We start from the raw sequence: 14,582 nt of genomic DNA, 5'->3' as shown, positions 1-14,582 counted from the left end.
TTTTTATTTTATAGCGTACTTTATAATTCCTGCAAATGTGCCACGAGCCACTAATTCACCGCCCTCATTATGCATCTCCACCCGGCACTTTAATTTACCGAACCTGAAAAATTCTTTTTGTGATGTAACGGTTACCTTTTCCTCGGGCAAAACCATTTTAAAAAATTCAACATTGGTAGCTGTTAACAGCGGGAATGAATCTTCATCCATTTTTGCCCCCTCTAGCGGAGCACCATTCAGCATAATATGTATTGCCAATACAACTAGGCCAATTTGCGCCATGATCTCGGTAATAATAACACCCGGCGTTACCGGATTGCCGGGAAAATGATCGGCATAAAAAAACTCATCTTTACGCAAGGTGTAATTGCCGGTTACGCCGTTTTCATCAATGGCAGTAATATCGTCAACAAACCTAAAAGACGATTTATAAGGCAGATGGTTTAAAATGCTGTTCATTTTTAATTGCAGTATAACCAATAACTACCTACAATGTTCTCCGCCATCTACATGAATTATTGTACCGTTAATCCAGGCGGCTTCATCAGTACATAATAAGTAGATAGCGTTAGCCACGTCGGCAGGTTCGGTAATGCGTCCCATAGGGTTGCGCGATATAGCGTGCTGTATTAGTTTTTCGCTTTCGGGTATGCGTTTTAATGATGGCGTAGCAGTTATACCCGCCTGTATCAGGTTGGTTTTTAAACCATGTGGTGTTAACTCAACAGCCATATACCTTGTTAAGCTTTCTAAGGATGATTTGGCTATAGCCACAGCAGCATAACCATCCCAATATTTGGACGATCCTTCGCTTGTTAAACCTATTATCCTGCCATCTGCATGAAAAAGTCCGGCAGCTAAAACAGCCTTAGCCCAGTCAAGCATGCTGGTAGCCATGGCGTAAGTAGTTAACTCAATATCCTGAATAGACAGTTCGGCACCATCCTCGCCTACTAAAGGTTTCAAATTACCGCGGGCAATGGAATGCAACAGCAATTTTACTTTTCCGGCCTTGTCCTTAGCAAACTCAGTAATAAAATTGCCGCGTGCGGCGATATCAAGCGCGTTGATGTTATAAGGCAACAAACTAACGCCATGTTTGGTAGCAAGTGCTTGCAGGTTTTGTTTAAGCAATTTATCGGCACTGGCTATCTCCCTGTAAATCACAGCTACATTCATGCCGTGGCGCGCCAGTTTTTCAACCGCTGCCAGCCCAAAACCGCTTGATCCTCCTAAAATTATAGCCCAATTACCTTCAAATTGCCTGTTTATTTGCTGCACTTTACTTTCTTAAAATTTGAACGTCTAAAATAAAGTAAATCCTGATATTTCAAGGTGCTTGCACCCTACTTAATTAGGCTAGCTGCCATATTTGTATATATTTGTGTACGTTTTATACGTTTCTATACTATGAAATTACGTGTTATCATTGCCATGCTTCTACTATTGCCCGTGGCTTTTGTAAAAGGCGAAAATCTGTTTCAAAAGTTTAATAAGGCTGCGTTTTACGCGGTTATGTCAACAGGGAACTTAGATGAGGTGAATAAAGAAATAGATCTTATCAACGCATCAAACCACCCAAACAAAGATGGCTATGAAGGCGCTTTACTAATGAAAAAAGCAGGCATGCTTGGTCGCCCTGCCGAAAAGCTTAAAGCTTTTAAAGCGGGACGCATAAAATTCCAAACCGCTATTAATGCCGATAACGATAATGCTGAGTACCGCTTTTTGCGCTTCGCTATACAGGAACATTCACCAAAAATCGTCAAATACAAAACTGATCTGGAAGCCGATAAACAATTCATCATCAAAGCTTACAAAAACCTGCCGGCTGTTGTTCAGGATGCCATAAAAGATTACACCAAAAATTCGAAACTGTTAACCGCGCAGGATCTGCAATAAATCACCTCTCCCGTATGAGCAAAAAAGTATTAGCTATTTATTACTCGCAAACGGGTCAGTTAGGCGATATTGTTGACAATTTTACCGCGCCGATGATAGATGCAGGTTTCAGCGTAGAGAAAGTCCGCGTGCATTTGGTTAACGAACCGAAATTCCCCTGGACGGCCGACACCTTTTTTAGCGTAATGCCCGATTGCCAGTTGGATATACCCGCTCCCCTGCAACCCTTCGAGCTAAAAGAAAGCAAATACGACCTGATCATTTTGGGTTACCAAGCCTGGTTCTTGTCGCCGAGTATTCCATTCAATTCTTTGATGTTAACGCCGGCCTTAAGGAGCGTTTTGCAGAATACCCCTGTAATCACGGTAACAGGTGCGCGCAACATGTGGCTAAACGCCTTTGTTCGCGTTAAAAAACTCATCCGCGAAGCAGGTGCTAAACTGGTGGGTAATATTGCTTTGGTTGATAAACACCCCAACCCCATTAGCTTCCTCACCATATTCCATTGGATGCTGCATGGAAAAAAGGACAAATATTTAAACATTTTGCCCCCTGCCGGTGTTTCTGATGCGGACATTAAACATACCGGGGTATTTGGCCAAAGCGTTATCCCTCATTTACAGCAAGGTAACTGGGATGGCTTACAAAAGCAATTGGATGAACAAAAAGCGGTAGTGCTTAACTATAACCTGATGGTTATCGAAGGTACAGCCGGTAAAATATTTAAGGTGTGGGCAAACATCATCGCTAAAAAGAAAAATAAGTTGCCCTGGGTACGTGCCTATAAATATTACCTGCTTATCGCTTTTTTTGTGGGCGCGCCTATCCTCATCACGCTGGATGGTATTTTGTTCAGATTTACTTCGCCAAAACGTATACGGGCGAAGAAGCAACATTACTTAAATTTAAATTAAACAGGTATGCCCGTTTATATTACTAAAACTTCTAAATTTTTCCCTAACCAACCGGTGGCTAATGATGAAATGGAGGAATACCTCGGTTACATTAACGGCAAGCCGTCTAAATCAAAAAGCATTGTATTGCGTAACAACGGTATTCAAAACCGTTATTATGCGCTAAGCAAAGGTGGTAAATCAACCCATACCAATGCGCAAATGACTGCCGAAGCGGTGCGGGAATTGTTTAAAGACGCACCTGAACGAATAAAAGAGATCGACCTGCTTTCATGCGGCACCTCGTCTCCCGACCAAATGATGCCATCACACGGTGTTATGACCCACGGCTGGCTGCCCGAGGCAGAGGCGATTGAAGTGGTATCACCCGCCGGTGTGTGCTGCGCGGGTATGCACTCGTTAAAATATGCTTACATGGCGGTTAAAACCGGCGATGCCAAGCTGGCTGTTGCCACAGGTTCCGAACGTTTTTCGGGATTATTGGTGTCTGATGTTTTTGAGGAAGAAGCACAGAAGCTAAAGGAGCTTACCGAAAATCCGTTTATATCTTTCCAGAAAGAGTTTTTACGTTGGATGTTGTCTGACGGCGCTTCGGCATTTTTGCTGACTGATGAGCCTAATAAAGACGGTATCAGCCTGCAGATTGACTGGATAGAAGGTGTATCCTACGCCAACCAAATGGAGACCTGCATGTACATGGGCGGCGAAAAACAAGCCGACGGCACACTTCAGGGCTTTATGGATTACACGCCCGAAGAGATCATGACCAAATCGATATTCAGCGTTAAGCAGGATATTAATTTATTAAGCGATAACATTGTTGCCCTGGGTGGTAAAAAGATCAAAGAGATATTCGACCGTAAAGGTTTGGTGGCTTCGGATATCGACCACTTCCTGCCGCACATCTCCAGTAATTTCTTTAAAAGTAAAATATACGACCTGGTTGAAATTTATGGCGGAGGTATCCCCTACGAAAAATGGTTCATGAACCTGTTCACTGTAGGCAACGTAGGCGCAGCATCTGTTTATTTGATGATAGACGAGCTGTTTAACAGCGGGAAATTGAAAAAGGGTGAGAAACTATTGCTGCTGGTACCGGAAAGCTCGCGCTTCTCGTATATGTATGCGATGTTGACGGTGGTGTAAACAAAATATCTGTCATTGCGAGGAGGAACGACGAAGCAATCGCGAACTTTTCTCCTTGCGATTGCCACGCTTCGCTCGCAATGACAAATCCAACAATATGAAAAAAGAAGACGTTCCGCAGGACCTTGGCGCTTTGGGTAAAATAACCAAAGAGGTTTGCTATGCAACGGACGCTTCGGGTAAATACACCACGCAGCTAAGTAATGGCTGGGATGTAAAAAGTACCGCATTAGATACTGCTTGGGATGCCGTTGAAGAACGCATCGCGACAGCAAAACAAAAAGTACTGAACAGAGCGGCAAGCCCCTTACTGTATTTTATGGAGAAAGGCCTGATGGATGTACAGATACTGGCGGGCTACACCGGCTTTTGGCAATGGCAGGTTAAGCGCCACTTAAAGCCTGATGTTTTTGAGCATTTATCTGAAAAGAAATTACAGAAGTATGCAGAGGTATTTGGTGTAAGCGTGAATGATTTAAAAAACATAAATGCTCAAAATGCATAGCGCCGTAGGCGCTTAAGCTCGGTAGAAATAAGGAAGAAGGTTAAAGCGTGCCGTAGGTACGCAACACAGCAGCAAAGTTTCGTACCTACGGCACGACATATACGATAATTTAATAGCTACCGAGCTTTAACCCCTACGGGTTAATTAAACGAGAGATTAATTTAATGCCCGATAATAAACTATCATTCAATCATATACAAGCCGCGCACTGCGAAAACGGTGTAACCGTTAGCCTGCTCAAAAATGCAGGCTTCGCGCAAATTACCGAGCCTTTGGCTTTTGGTATTGGTGCAGGCCTTTTCTATGTGCATATTCCGCTTTTGAAGATCAATAATGGGCCTGTTATTGCGTTCCGCATTATGCCAGGCTTGATATTTAAACGTACTAGTAAAGCTTTGGGCATACCGGTGGTTCGTAAGAAATTCAGTTCGAAAGAAGCTGCGGAAACATTTCTAAAAGAGCGTTTGGCCGAAGGCAGACCAGTTGGTTGCCAGGTTGGCGTTTATTACCTGCCGTATTTCCCAAAAGAATATCGTTTCCACTTTAACGCGCATAACCTGATCGTCTACGGTACGCAGGATGGCAACTATTTGGTGAGCGACCCCGTAATGGAAGGTACAAACGTAATGACTCCTTATGAACTGGAGCGCGTACGTTTTGCCAAAGGTGCCCTGGCTCCTAACGGACAATTATATTACCCGGAAGAAAACGTAGAGGTTGCGGACGAACAGATTAAAAAAGCCATTATCAAAGGCATAGATAAAAACGTATTCCAGATGATATCGCCCTGGATGGGCCCAATAGCTGGGGTTAACGGTATACGTTATACGGCCAAAAGGATAAAAGGCTGGCGCGAAAAACTGGGACAGAAACAAGCCGGGCAATACCTGGCGCAACTGGTGCGCATGCAGGAAGAGATTGGTACCGGTGGTGGCGGATTTCGCTATATTTATGGTGCTTTTTTACAGGAAGCTATCAAATACACCGGTAATGACGAACTGTTAGCTATATCTAACAGATTTACCGAAAGCGGCGATTTATGGCGCGAAGCAGCGGTACACGCGGCTGGTATTTACAAAGGCCGTATAGGCAGTCAGGCTGATTTTAACCAAATGGGCGAATATCTTTTACAGGTGGCGGAAATTGAGCAACAAGCATTTACCGATTTAAAAAATATCAAATGGCGGTAAGCAACACCTTCGCGGTCGAGATTGATAACATGGGTTTCCGCTACGCGGGAAATGCCGATGTGTCTTTCAGCGGGCTTAATTTGACGGTGGCCAAGGGTGAGCGATTTGGTTTATTTGGCCCTAATGGTGCCGGCAAAACGACCCTAATGAACCTGATGACCGGCGTTTTAAGTGCTGATTCTGGTAGCATTAAATTATTAGGCCGCGAAGCAGGTAAACACGACGAAGATTTTAATAAGCAATTTGGCTTTGTGCCGCAGGATTTCTCGTTTTACCATGAACTATCCCCTGCCGAAAACCTGGAGTTTTTTGGTGCCTGGGCTGGATTAAATAAAACGCAGATTAAACAACGTACGGATGAACTGTTGCAGATATTGGGTTTGGCGGATGTGCGTGATAAAGCCGTTGAAAAATTCTCGGGTGGCATGAAACGCCGGGTAAACCTGGCCATAGGCGTGATACATAACCCGCAGGTGTTGTTTTTGGATGAGCCAACTGTAGGTGTTGATGTACAAACGCGCCATGCCATTATCAGTTACCTGCGCACTTTAAATGAACAAGGTACTACCCTGATATACACTTCGCATCAGTTAAGCGAGGCCGAGGATCTTTGTGAGCAGATAGCCATGATAGACCAAGGGAAGATCATTACCCAGGGGCATATTGACGATGTTTTGAAAGAACACAGCCAGAACAGCCTGGAAGAATTATTTATTAATTTAACCGGCAAAGCCTACCGCAACTAATGTTTAAGCTCTGGATCTCCATAAAAAAAGACGTCAGGATATTGCTTCGCGATAAGGTGGGCATATCATTGATGTTTGTGATGCCGGTGATTTTGGTTGTTGTGGTTACCAGTATCCAGAATAGTACTTTTCAACTGGTTAACAAAAACAAACTACCTATTGTGGTTTGTAATACCGATACGGGAAAGGCAGCTATACAGTTTATAGAATCGGTGAATAAGATCGGGATGTTTAAGGTAAGCCTGATCCCGAAGGATAAAGCGAAAGCTATTGCTGATGAAATGAATAGCCAGGATGCAATGCTGGGCGTGATCATACCGTCAGACTTCTCGGCACAGATCAACCAAAAAGCACAAAACGCTTCTGATAAAGCTATGGCGGCATTCAGTGGCGAGCCGGATAGTACAATCGCGGCAGCAAAAAAAGCACCTATTAAGGTAGATGCACTGACCTTGTACTATAACCCTGTTTTACAGGAGTCGTTGCGATTTTCGATACAAGGTGCCATACAAAGCGCTTTACAACTGGTGCAAACACGACAAACGCTGCGTACGCTTTACTATGCATCTAATGAAAAGGAACTGCCTAAAAGTTTAGAGAATGAAATGCTGAACAGCAATGCCGGGATAAATATGTTGCCTGTTAGCAAAGACGGCACGCGCATCACTCCTAACGCTTCGCAACATAATGTACCTGCCTGGACTATCTTTGCCATGTTCTTTGTGATCATGTCGCTTGGCGGCAGTGTGGTAAGGGAAAAAGTAAGCGGTAGTTTTATCCGTTTAAAAACATTGCCTACCAACTATGCGGTGGGTTTGTTGTCCAAGCAAATCACTTATCTGTACGTTACCTTAATACAGGCTACGGTGATATTTTCTATCGGGATATTGTTATTTCCTGTTATTGGTTTGCCTGCTTTAAATCTTCCTGCTGATGTTTTAGGCCTGATTGTGGTGACCTTGGTATGCGGCTGGTGCGCTGTAAGTTATGCAATTTGCGTGGGTGTGTTTGCCAATACGCAAGAGCAGGCCAACGGCTTTGGTGCTATATCTATTGTGATACTGGCTTGTATAGGCGGCTTAATGGTACCGAGCTTTGCGATGCAGGGACTGGCCAAAACTTTAACCAACATATCGCCGATGCATTGGTGCCTGGAAGCTTATTACAGCCTGTTTTTAGAAGGCGCTAAATTGGGCGATGTGCTAAACAATATAGGTTCCTTATTCCTTATAACCTTAATTATTCAGTTAGTAACTTATTTAGGACTGAAAAGAAAAAATTTGATATAATTACCCCATGGAAAAAGAAGCGCTGAAAGAACAGCTGAAAACGCAGATCATACAATTTTTAAACTTAACCGACCTTACCCCCGCCGACATTAAAGACGACGAGCCTTTATTTGGCGATGGCTTAGGTCTGGATTCGATAGATTCGCTGGAGCTGATCGTATTGTTGAAGAAAGAATACGGCATATCTATAAACGACCCGAAAGAGGGCCGTAAAGCCTTGGTTGATGTAAATACCATGGCCGATTATGTGTTGGAGCACGGCAAAAAATAGTACCATATCAGGCTTACGAAGTTTTAAGAACTTCGTAAGTCTTGCTACTTCTTATTCACCAGGATCACATTCGCAACCTTGCGCAAACCTTCGTGATCCCATTTTTTATTATCGGTAGGATAATTTACCACACCATTACCGTTTAGCCACATTGTGGTTGAGCCTCCGCCGTCAAGGTTGATACCATCCGTTGCCTTTAACCAATTGATAATCTTCGCGAGCTCAAATAAGCTCATACCAGCCGCGTTTTCATGCCGGCCATCTACTGTTATCAATAAAACTTTATCGCTCGTTACAGCCAATGCAGTGCGCGGATGGCGGGTTTTGATAAACGCGGTGCTATCCAGTTTTATCGAAATGTTGTTGTAAAGCATCATTGGCCCCGTAGTCAGCACGTCACCGTAGAGGTATTTTTCCCAATCCTTGCTACCATCCCATTGGGCAATGTGGGCTTGCCCTTTGTAAAACACAACTGCCCCTTGCTGGTGTTCGCCGCGTTTACCGGTAATATGGTTTTCGCTTATTATTTCGTCATTCACTCTCACATAATCTACGCCGCCACCGTTCTTCACATCAAAAAAGCCGGCGTTAATAGCAGCTACTGCGTTAGGTGTAATAAATTCGGTAGTAAGTTTCAAGAGCTTTTTTTCGTAGCCGATGCCCATGTCGGCTTTATCAGGGTCAACCTCCAGAATATTGATATTTTGATTGGCTGCAAACAGATCGCCTTTAAAATAATGATGTTTCCAGCAGATACCTTTCGCAACTTTTTTAGTTTCCCACTTTGCTTTTACAAAGGCTAATGAATCATTTTGTGCCAGCGCGACCGTAGCGAATAACAAACCGATAGCGCTTAACAATACTTGTTTATTAAACATGGCTTATATCTCTGTTTTAAAAGTTCCCTGAAATTTCATGCAGGCGGTATCTCCTACGGTTAGGTTAGCCGTGGCTTTAATATCGTTCTCTAATTCGGTATAGGTAATTTCCAACACAACCACCTGCCCTTCGTTGGGTTCAATCAACGTTAAAAATTTGATGTTATCAGCCTTCGTTATTCGTAAAGGTTTGTTTAAAGTACGAACCAATACTTCCTTGATCAACTGCAACATGCAGGCCCCCGGCACAACCGGTTGCCCCGGAAAATGCCCGTCAAAGATCTCACTGTTTTGGTCTATATCTAAAACTGCCGTGATCACATTCTGCTGGTAATCTGTAGAAAGTATTTTAAACAGCGGTTCCTTTAACATGCCGAAACAAGCATTAATGAATGGTAAATATTCTGGTAGTGGTTATAGATCAGGATATTTTTTGGTGAGGTATTTTTGATCTCGCCATCGGCCATTATGGCCGGCACCTCGCCTCGGTTTAGTATTTTGGCCGCCATCCACAACGCAAATGTAACCGATGTTGGATATTCTCCCGACAAGTGTTTGTAGTAAGCCATGGATAGACCAGCAAAAACAGATTCCTGCAATTCGTTATAAACCGCGTCATTCTTTAAGTCGCCATTTTTACCGGTTATTACCAGGTCTATATCTTCTAATGTTATTAAATTATCAAGCAATAAAGTATTGATAGCCTCTTCAATATAGCTTTTATCTTTAGGCTTATATAAGGTTTTGGTCGCAACTATTTCCGCTAGGTTATCGTCCGATTTCTTATCAGAAAGCAGAAAGAACACCGCGCCTTCGCTACCAATGGTGCCATTTGATGGGGTGTTGAACAACTGCAAATTTGATAATGGCCAGCGTTTGTATAAACCTAAACGGGTCAATATTTTAAAACCGGTATTGGTCATTTCTTCGGTACCACCTACCAGCACATTATCGGCATCGCCCTCCCGGATCAGCATGATAGCATCAAGCAGCGCGCTCTCAAAGGAGATGCCCTTGTGCACAAACGTGTTGTTATACTGGTGACACTTTAAGGAAAGCGCTATTTGCGCGGCTACGGTGTTGTGGGTTGATTGTATAAAGGCCGTGGGTGGCAGCATCTCCTCGTCAAGCTCGATAATGCGGGTTAGAAAGGAAATGGTATCTTCCTGGCATCCTAGTGCAGTGCCGGTAATAATGGCACCGGGCGTTTCTACTTCGGCCTCTCTTAAACATTGCAGACCGGCGGCTACACCCATCTTTATGATACGGCTCATTCTGCGGGCCAGTTTAGGATCTACAAATTCATTGTAGTCAGGCTCAATGGCATTTAAACGTGTACCAATACTTTCCACTGGGTCGGTTAAAAACGGTACGTCGCCAAAGGTTTTTTGGGCGGTTACAGCTGCGGTTGAACGAATATAGATCTTCATACTATACAGCCGAAAATATTAACGATGTACAATTACCCCCAAAGCCAAACGAGTTTGACAACACATTTTTTATAGGTTGATCTTTTAGATAATGGGTCTCAGGCTTAAAAGGCAGCTCGTGCATGGGCGTTTTAAAACGCAGGTTAGGATAGATCAAGCCATATCTGATAGCCAATACCGAAAACACGGCTTCCACCCCGCCGCTTGCGCCTAAAGTATGCCCGGTGAATGATTTGGTTGAACTCATAGGCGGATAGTTGGGCTTAAACAAACGTTTTATAGCCGTACCCTCGGCGCTATCGTTATTTGGAGTGCCCGTGCCGTGGAGGTTTATATAGTCGATATCGGCAGGTTGTAAACCGGCTTTATTAAGCGCGCCCTGCATGGCCATGTATGAGCCTGTACCATCGGGCGAGGACGCCGTTTGATGGTAGGCATCATTACTATTATTGTATCCACTTAAAGTGCAGTACATGGGCTTATTTAAGGCCTCAGCCACCTTTTGAGATACGAGTACTACATAGCCGGCACCTTCGCCCAGGTTCAGTCCCTCGCGGTTATCGTCAAAGGGCTTGCAGTATTCCTTATCCAATATCATCAGGGTATTAAAACCGTTCAACGTAAATTTCGCCAGGGCATCAACACCGCCGGCTATCACCACATCAAGTATATTATTTTTGATAAGTCGCGCACCATAAAAAATAGCATTGGCCGATGATGAACAAGCGGTACTGATAGTGGTCATGTAATCGGTAATACCCAGCTCATTAGCTACCACTTCAGTCATGCTGCCGCATTCGTGATCGAACACATTACGCAGCTTGCCTTTGTCGTTATCATTCAAAAAATCAACGAAAAAATCCTCGCTTTTATCCATTCCGCCTACAGTATTGGCTGATACAAAACCGCTGCGAAGCCCTTCAAAACCCGGTATCGCAGCATCATTCACCGCTTCGCGTGCGGCAACCAGGCTTAACAGCTTTGTACGGCTCAAATGAGATGATATGCCAGCCAGTTCGGCAAGTTCCGTATTATCTAACTTAACCTCCGCAACTGGCAAGGTGCCTTTATGCACCGTGTTTAACATCGTGATCTCGCCCATGCCGGCTTGCTCCCGCTCAAATGCAGCCAGATTCTCGGCAACGTTGTTGCCAATGGCTGTAATTACCCCTACGCCCGCTATATACACCGGTGAATTCATTTATATTCTGTCTATTACTAAATTATCAAAAATACTGTCCAGGTTTTGGGCATTGAAAGGTATCGCATTCGCGCGCTTCTCCTTCTCCACCAAAAACAAAACCGCTTTATAATTGGTGCCTATCACATCAACCCAACCACATATACAGGCTTTTAAAATATCGCTGTTAAGCAAACTGTTTACATATTGGGCCAGGAATGCGGCGTTAAATTTTTCGAAGATAAAAAATGCATCCTCACCTTTAAAATTATTGCGGATACATATTTCGCCGATCATGATATTGGGCAGCGTGTAAACAAATAGCGCCGGACTGGCAAAATCAGCCACGCTGGCCATATACCGCTTATCGCTATCCAAACTCGAGTTAGCGTTCGACAGCACGAGGCCTACTTCCTCCGGCTTGTAGTTTTTTATCGCGCTATCTTTCAACAACACTTCGGCAGCCAGCCAACCCAATTTGCTCAGGTTATCCATCTTATAAAACTTAGGATAACTAAGCTCTATTTGCTGGTAAGCGGCCAATAACATATCGGGCAACGAAGCACCTTGTTGTTCAAAAACAGGCACCTCATTTTTGTAGATCACGTTTTTTATGATGCTACAGTTTGATGTTATGTAATTGTTGATATTCAATTTATAAAGTATCTGAATATTAATTATTTATATTTCACCTACTGCCACCATGTCATGCACGCTTTTGCGGCTAAAATCACTTACTGAAAGCAACTGCGGCATTACAACCACCAAAACCCGAGGCAGTTTTTAAACAAGTTTTAAGCGGTGCTAATGTAAGGGCAGTACAAATATTTATCGGCGCGCTCACTCCCATTTTTTCGAAACCGCGGGTGGGTATGATCACTCCTTCTTTTAATGATTGCAAAGATATGATGGATTCAATTAGCCCGGCCGCACCAAGCGTGTGCCCATAATAACCCTTCAAACTATTGGCCGGCACATACGCCAGGTTTGCTAACGCGATGGCCTTAGCCTCCATCTCGTCATTATAACTGGTGGCAGTGCCGTGGGCGGATAACATATCAATGTCTTCCGCCTTTAAACCCGCATCACCCAATGTTTTATTGATGGCCTGACAAAGCTCCTCTCCTGTTCTGGATGGTGCCGAAATGTGATTAGCATCGTTACTTACTGCGCCGCCTAATACTTTGATATTAGCGGCGTATTTAGCGTTCGCCGATAAGATCATGGTGGCCGCGCCCTCGCCCAGAGTTATCCCTGTTCTATCCGCATCAAAAGGCTTACAAGGCTCACCACTGATAGCCTGGAATGATTGGAAACCCGAAAGCACAAATTTGCTGATCACATCGGCGCCAACTACCACCGCGTTTTGGTAAACGCCGGTTTGCAATAAACGCATCCCGGTTATGATAGCCATAATACCCGAGATGCAGGCGTTAGATACAATTAAAGGCTCATTAACAAAACCAAAATGCTGTGCCAGTAATTTGGCCGAGGTATGCATCGCTACGCGTTCATTAAGCTCTTCGCTATCCTGCTCGGTCTCCAACAAACTGATGTTGCCTTTGGTGGATGATAGGATCAGTATGGTTTTAGCATTGGTGATATCTATAGCGCAATTACGCAAAGCATCTTCTACCGAAGCTATTAATAGGTTCTCGAATTTGGTGTAAATAAGATCGTTATGATTTTTTTGGACGATGTTATCGAACAGCGCCGCATGCACAGGCTCATCGGCTAAAGTACTATCCCTATGCGACTGAATACCGGACACACCTTGCTTAAGCCGCTCAAAGTTTTCGGCGGTGGTGACCCCTATCGGCGATGTTATATTATCAGCTACTACGTAAACTGCCTGCATTATTGGTTTATAAAAATCTTCATCTCACACTGCGCTATCAGCACATCATTGCACATCACTTTACCGGATACAATGGCGGCTTCAAACACCTGCACTTCTATCACAATTTCAGTAGTCAGCCAGTCGCCTATTTTGGGCAGATCAAATATCTCCAGGTTTTTAACCTGACCGATGTAGCCTGTAGCAACCGGGCGGTTTTCGATCCTGGCCATATTACCCGAACCTGCAGCCGCAGTTTGCGCCATATTCTCCATCAACCCTGCCTCGCTAAACCTACCGTTTATCGCGAAAACATTATCAGCCGTAATAGTAAAACCCGTGCGGGTGATATTATCGTCAGAAAACAACAGCTCGTCCACCATTACAAACGGCGGCTTTTGGGGTATGAGTGATAAAATATCGCCCTCGGCTATCATGAATGTAAACCTCCGTTTATTGATAATACCTCGGCGGTAATATAGGCCGCTTCTTTCGATGCTAAAAAGCCCACCGCGTGCGCCACCTCTTCGGCCGTGCCGAAACGGTTAACCGGTATATTTCTTTTCAATTCTTTCTCGTCCAACCCCTCGGTCATGTCGGTCTTAATAAAACCCGGCGCCACGGCATTAACCGTTATACCGCTTCTACCAACCTCCTGAGCCAATGCTTTGGTAGCGCCAATCACTCCCGCTTTAGCTGCGGAGTAATTAGTTTGCCCCGGCAAACCTTTAATCCCCGACAGGGAAACCACGTTTACAATCCTGCCATAACGGTTCATCATCATGCCTTCTAACACCAAACGGGTAACGTAAAAGAAGCTATCCAGGCTCGTTTTTACAACATTGTCCCATTGCTCATCTTTCAACCATACCATCAGGCTATCATCGCGTACACCAGCATTGTTTACCAATACTTCTATAGTCTTATCGGCATTGGCTTCTATCCAGTCGCCTAAAGCAGTTTTGATCTGTTCTTTATCAGCAACATCAAATTGTAATAGCTCACCATCTGTACCGGCATCTTTAACCAGTTGCAGGGTATTAGCAGCCTCATCGGCGTTACTTTTATAATTAATAAGCACACTATAGCCCATGCCGGCCAGCTTTATGCAAATGGCCCTGCCTATTCCTCTTGATCCGCCGGTTACTAGTGCGTATTTCATGTCCTTCGTATTACTCACCCCGACGGCACTTCGTGCGTCGACCCTCTCATCGCCTTCGGCGGAAAGAGAGTTGGGAAAGTTTGTTATTTTATGAGTAAAGATATAATTCTGTAACTAAACAAAAACCTCTTT

General features: G+C 44.1%; 17 protein-coding genes and 1 pseudogene. 8 read left to right on the top strand and 10 right to left on the bottom strand.

Features of this window, described 5'->3' with window-relative positions; translation table 11 throughout:
- Positions 1-3: 3 nt before the first annotated feature.
- The gene (locus tag AC59JT_RS07810; RefSeq protein ID WP_497397480.1) at positions 4-459 is read right to left on the bottom strand and encodes a 3-hydroxyacyl-ACP dehydratase FabZ family protein; all 456 of its coding nucleotides are present in this window, start codon (positions 457-459) and stop codon (positions 4-6) included.
- Between the two features lie 24 nt (positions 460-483).
- Complete coding sequence (locus AC59JT_RS07805; protein ID WP_497397478.1) at positions 484-1,281, bottom strand: SDR family oxidoreductase; 798 nt, start codon at positions 1,279-1,281, stop codon at positions 484-486.
- Positions 1,282-1,410: 129 nt separating this feature from the next.
- Here AC59JT_RS07805 and AC59JT_RS07800 point away from each other — a divergent pair, with 129 nt between their 5' ends.
- The 8 genes and pseudogenes from AC59JT_RS07800 (at position 1,411) to AC59JT_RS07765 (ending at position 7,963) form a co-directional block, all read left to right on the top strand.
- Positions 1,411-1,902: a hypothetical protein gene (locus AC59JT_RS07800; RefSeq protein WP_497397476.1), complete on the top strand. Its 492-nt coding sequence runs from the start codon at positions 1,411-1,413 to the stop codon at positions 1,900-1,902.
- A 14-nt stretch (positions 1,903-1,916) separates the two neighbouring features.
- A complete protein-coding gene (locus AC59JT_RS07795; protein WP_497397474.1) occupies positions 1,917-2,816 on the top strand; it encodes a hypothetical protein in 900 nt (299 codons plus the stop codon).
- A gap of 6 nt (positions 2,817-2,822) precedes the next feature.
- Entirely contained in the window at positions 2,823-3,962 is a 1,140-nt protein-coding gene (darB, locus tag AC59JT_RS07790) for a dialkylresorcinol biosynthesis protein DarB (protein ID WP_497397472.1), read from the top strand.
- 109 nt (positions 3,963-4,071) lie between these two features.
- Positions 4,072-4,467: pseudogene (DarG, locus tag AC59JT_RS07785) on the top strand (flexirubin biosynthesis protein DarG); the annotation flags it as partial.
- A gap of 164 nt (positions 4,468-4,631) precedes the next feature.
- The gene (gene darH / locus AC59JT_RS07780; protein WP_497397470.1) at positions 4,632-5,657 is read left to right on the top strand and encodes a BtrH-related acyltransferase DarH; all 1,026 of its coding nucleotides are present in this window, start codon (positions 4,632-4,634) and stop codon (positions 5,655-5,657) included.
- Positions 5,648-6,403 carry an ABC transporter ATP-binding protein gene (locus AC59JT_RS07775; protein ID WP_497397469.1) on the top strand — a complete coding sequence of 252 codons (756 nt, stop codon included), beginning with the start codon at positions 5,648-5,650 and terminating at the stop codon, positions 6,401-6,403. Before darH ends, AC59JT_RS07775 begins: the two co-directional genes overlap by 10 nt.
- Positions 6,403-7,692 carry an ABC transporter permease gene (locus AC59JT_RS07770; protein WP_497397468.1) on the top strand — a complete coding sequence of 430 codons (1,290 nt, stop codon included), beginning with the start codon at positions 6,403-6,405 and terminating at the stop codon, positions 7,690-7,692. Before AC59JT_RS07775 ends, AC59JT_RS07770 begins: the two co-directional genes overlap by 1 nt.
- A gap of 7 nt (positions 7,693-7,699) precedes the next feature.
- A complete protein-coding gene (locus AC59JT_RS07765) occupies positions 7,700-7,963 on the top strand; it encodes a phosphopantetheine-binding protein (RefSeq protein WP_497397467.1) in 264 nt (87 codons plus the stop codon).
- A 44-nt stretch (positions 7,964-8,007) separates the two neighbouring features.
- On the opposite strand, the gene AC59JT_RS07760 is transcribed toward AC59JT_RS07765, so the two are convergent.
- From AC59JT_RS07760 to flxB, 8 genes are all read right to left on the bottom strand, one after another.
- Positions 8,008-8,841, bottom strand: coding sequence for a phosphodiester glycosidase family protein (locus AC59JT_RS07760; RefSeq protein ID WP_497397465.1), 834 nt, complete (start codon positions 8,839-8,841; stop codon positions 8,008-8,010).
- Between the two features lie 3 nt (positions 8,842-8,844).
- A complete protein-coding gene (locus AC59JT_RS07755; protein ID WP_497397463.1) occupies positions 8,845-9,213 on the bottom strand; it encodes an ApeI family dehydratase in 369 nt (122 codons plus the stop codon).
- Positions 9,207-10,271 (bottom strand): beta-ketoacyl synthase chain length factor, encoded by a 1,065-nt coding sequence (locus tag AC59JT_RS07750; protein ID WP_497397461.1) that lies wholly within the window; start codon positions 10,269-10,271, stop codon positions 9,207-9,209. Before AC59JT_RS07750 ends, AC59JT_RS07755 begins: the two co-directional genes overlap by 7 nt.
- 1 nt (position 10,272) lies before the next feature.
- A complete protein-coding gene (locus AC59JT_RS07745) occupies positions 10,273-11,472 on the bottom strand; it encodes a beta-ketoacyl-[acyl-carrier-protein] synthase family protein (protein WP_497397459.1) in 1,200 nt (399 codons plus the stop codon).
- A complete protein-coding gene (locus AC59JT_RS07740) occupies positions 11,473-12,057 on the bottom strand; it encodes a hypothetical protein (RefSeq protein WP_497397457.1) in 585 nt (194 codons plus the stop codon).
- Between the two features lie 124 nt (positions 12,058-12,181).
- Positions 12,182-13,309 (bottom strand): beta-ketoacyl-[acyl-carrier-protein] synthase family protein, encoded by a 1,128-nt coding sequence (locus AC59JT_RS07735; protein WP_497397455.1) that lies wholly within the window; start codon positions 13,307-13,309, stop codon positions 12,182-12,184.
- Positions 13,309-13,725 (bottom strand): hotdog family protein, encoded by a 417-nt coding sequence (locus AC59JT_RS07730; protein ID WP_497397453.1) that lies wholly within the window; start codon positions 13,723-13,725, stop codon positions 13,309-13,311. The genes AC59JT_RS07735 and AC59JT_RS07730 overlap by 1 nt, the downstream gene beginning before the upstream one ends.
- Positions 13,722-14,450 carry a flexirubin biosynthesis SDR family reductase FlxB gene (gene flxB / locus AC59JT_RS07725; RefSeq protein ID WP_497397451.1) on the bottom strand — a complete coding sequence of 243 codons (729 nt, stop codon included), beginning with the start codon at positions 14,448-14,450 and terminating at the stop codon, positions 13,722-13,724. The genes AC59JT_RS07730 and flxB overlap by 4 nt, the downstream gene beginning before the upstream one ends.
- Positions 14,451-14,582 lie beyond the last annotated feature (132 nt).

Source organism: Mucilaginibacter sp. A3364 (assembly GCF_059690715.1).
Note: the sequence above shows the minus strand (reverse complement) of the source record. Positions and strands in the feature narration are given on the sequence as shown.

Excerpts from the sequence above, each read along its gene's own strand:
- AC59JT_RS07765 (WP_497397467.1), top strand. The coding sequence starts at position 7,700 with ATGGAAAAAGAAGCGCTGAAAGAACAGCTGAAAACGCAGATCATACAA.
- AC59JT_RS07795 (WP_497397474.1), top strand. The coding sequence starts at position 1,917 with ATGAGCAAAAAAGTATTAGCTATTTATTACTCGCAAACGGGTCAGTTA.
- AC59JT_RS07800 (WP_497397476.1), top strand. The coding sequence starts at position 1,411 with ATGAAATTACGTGTTATCATTGCCATGCTTCTACTATTGCCCGTGGCT.
- AC59JT_RS07770 (WP_497397468.1), top strand. The coding sequence starts at position 6,403 with ATGTTTAAGCTCTGGATCTCCATAAAAAAAGACGTCAGGATATTGCTT.
- AC59JT_RS07810 (WP_497397480.1), bottom strand. The coding sequence starts at position 459 with ATGAACAGCATTTTAAACCATCTGCCTTATAAATCGTCTTTTAGGTTT.
- AC59JT_RS07775 (WP_497397469.1), top strand. The coding sequence starts at position 5,648 with ATGGCGGTAAGCAACACCTTCGCGGTCGAGATTGATAACATGGGTTTC.
- AC59JT_RS07760 (WP_497397465.1), bottom strand. The coding sequence starts at position 8,841 with ATGTTTAATAAACAAGTATTGTTAAGCGCTATCGGTTTGTTATTCGCT.
- AC59JT_RS07735 (WP_497397455.1), bottom strand. The coding sequence starts at position 13,309 with ATGCAGGCAGTTTACGTAGTAGCTGATAATATAACATCGCCGATAGGG.
- AC59JT_RS07745 (WP_497397459.1), bottom strand. The coding sequence starts at position 11,472 with ATGAATTCACCGGTGTATATAGCGGGCGTAGGGGTAATTACAGCCATT.
- AC59JT_RS07755 (WP_497397463.1), bottom strand. The coding sequence starts at position 9,213 with ATGTTAAAGGAACCGCTGTTTAAAATACTTTCTACAGATTACCAGCAG.
- darB (WP_497397472.1), top strand. The coding sequence starts at position 2,823 with ATGCCCGTTTATATTACTAAAACTTCTAAATTTTTCCCTAACCAACCG.
- flxB (WP_497397451.1), bottom strand. The coding sequence starts at position 14,450 with ATGAAATACGCACTAGTAACCGGCGGATCAAGAGGAATAGGCAGGGCC.
- darH (WP_497397470.1), top strand. The coding sequence starts at position 4,632 with ATGCCCGATAATAAACTATCATTCAATCATATACAAGCCGCGCACTGC.
- AC59JT_RS07730 (WP_497397453.1), bottom strand. The coding sequence starts at position 13,725 with ATGATAGCCGAGGGCGATATTTTATCACTCATACCCCAAAAGCCGCCG.
- AC59JT_RS07750 (WP_497397461.1), bottom strand. The coding sequence starts at position 10,271 with ATGAAGATCTATATTCGTTCAACCGCAGCTGTAACCGCCCAAAAAACC.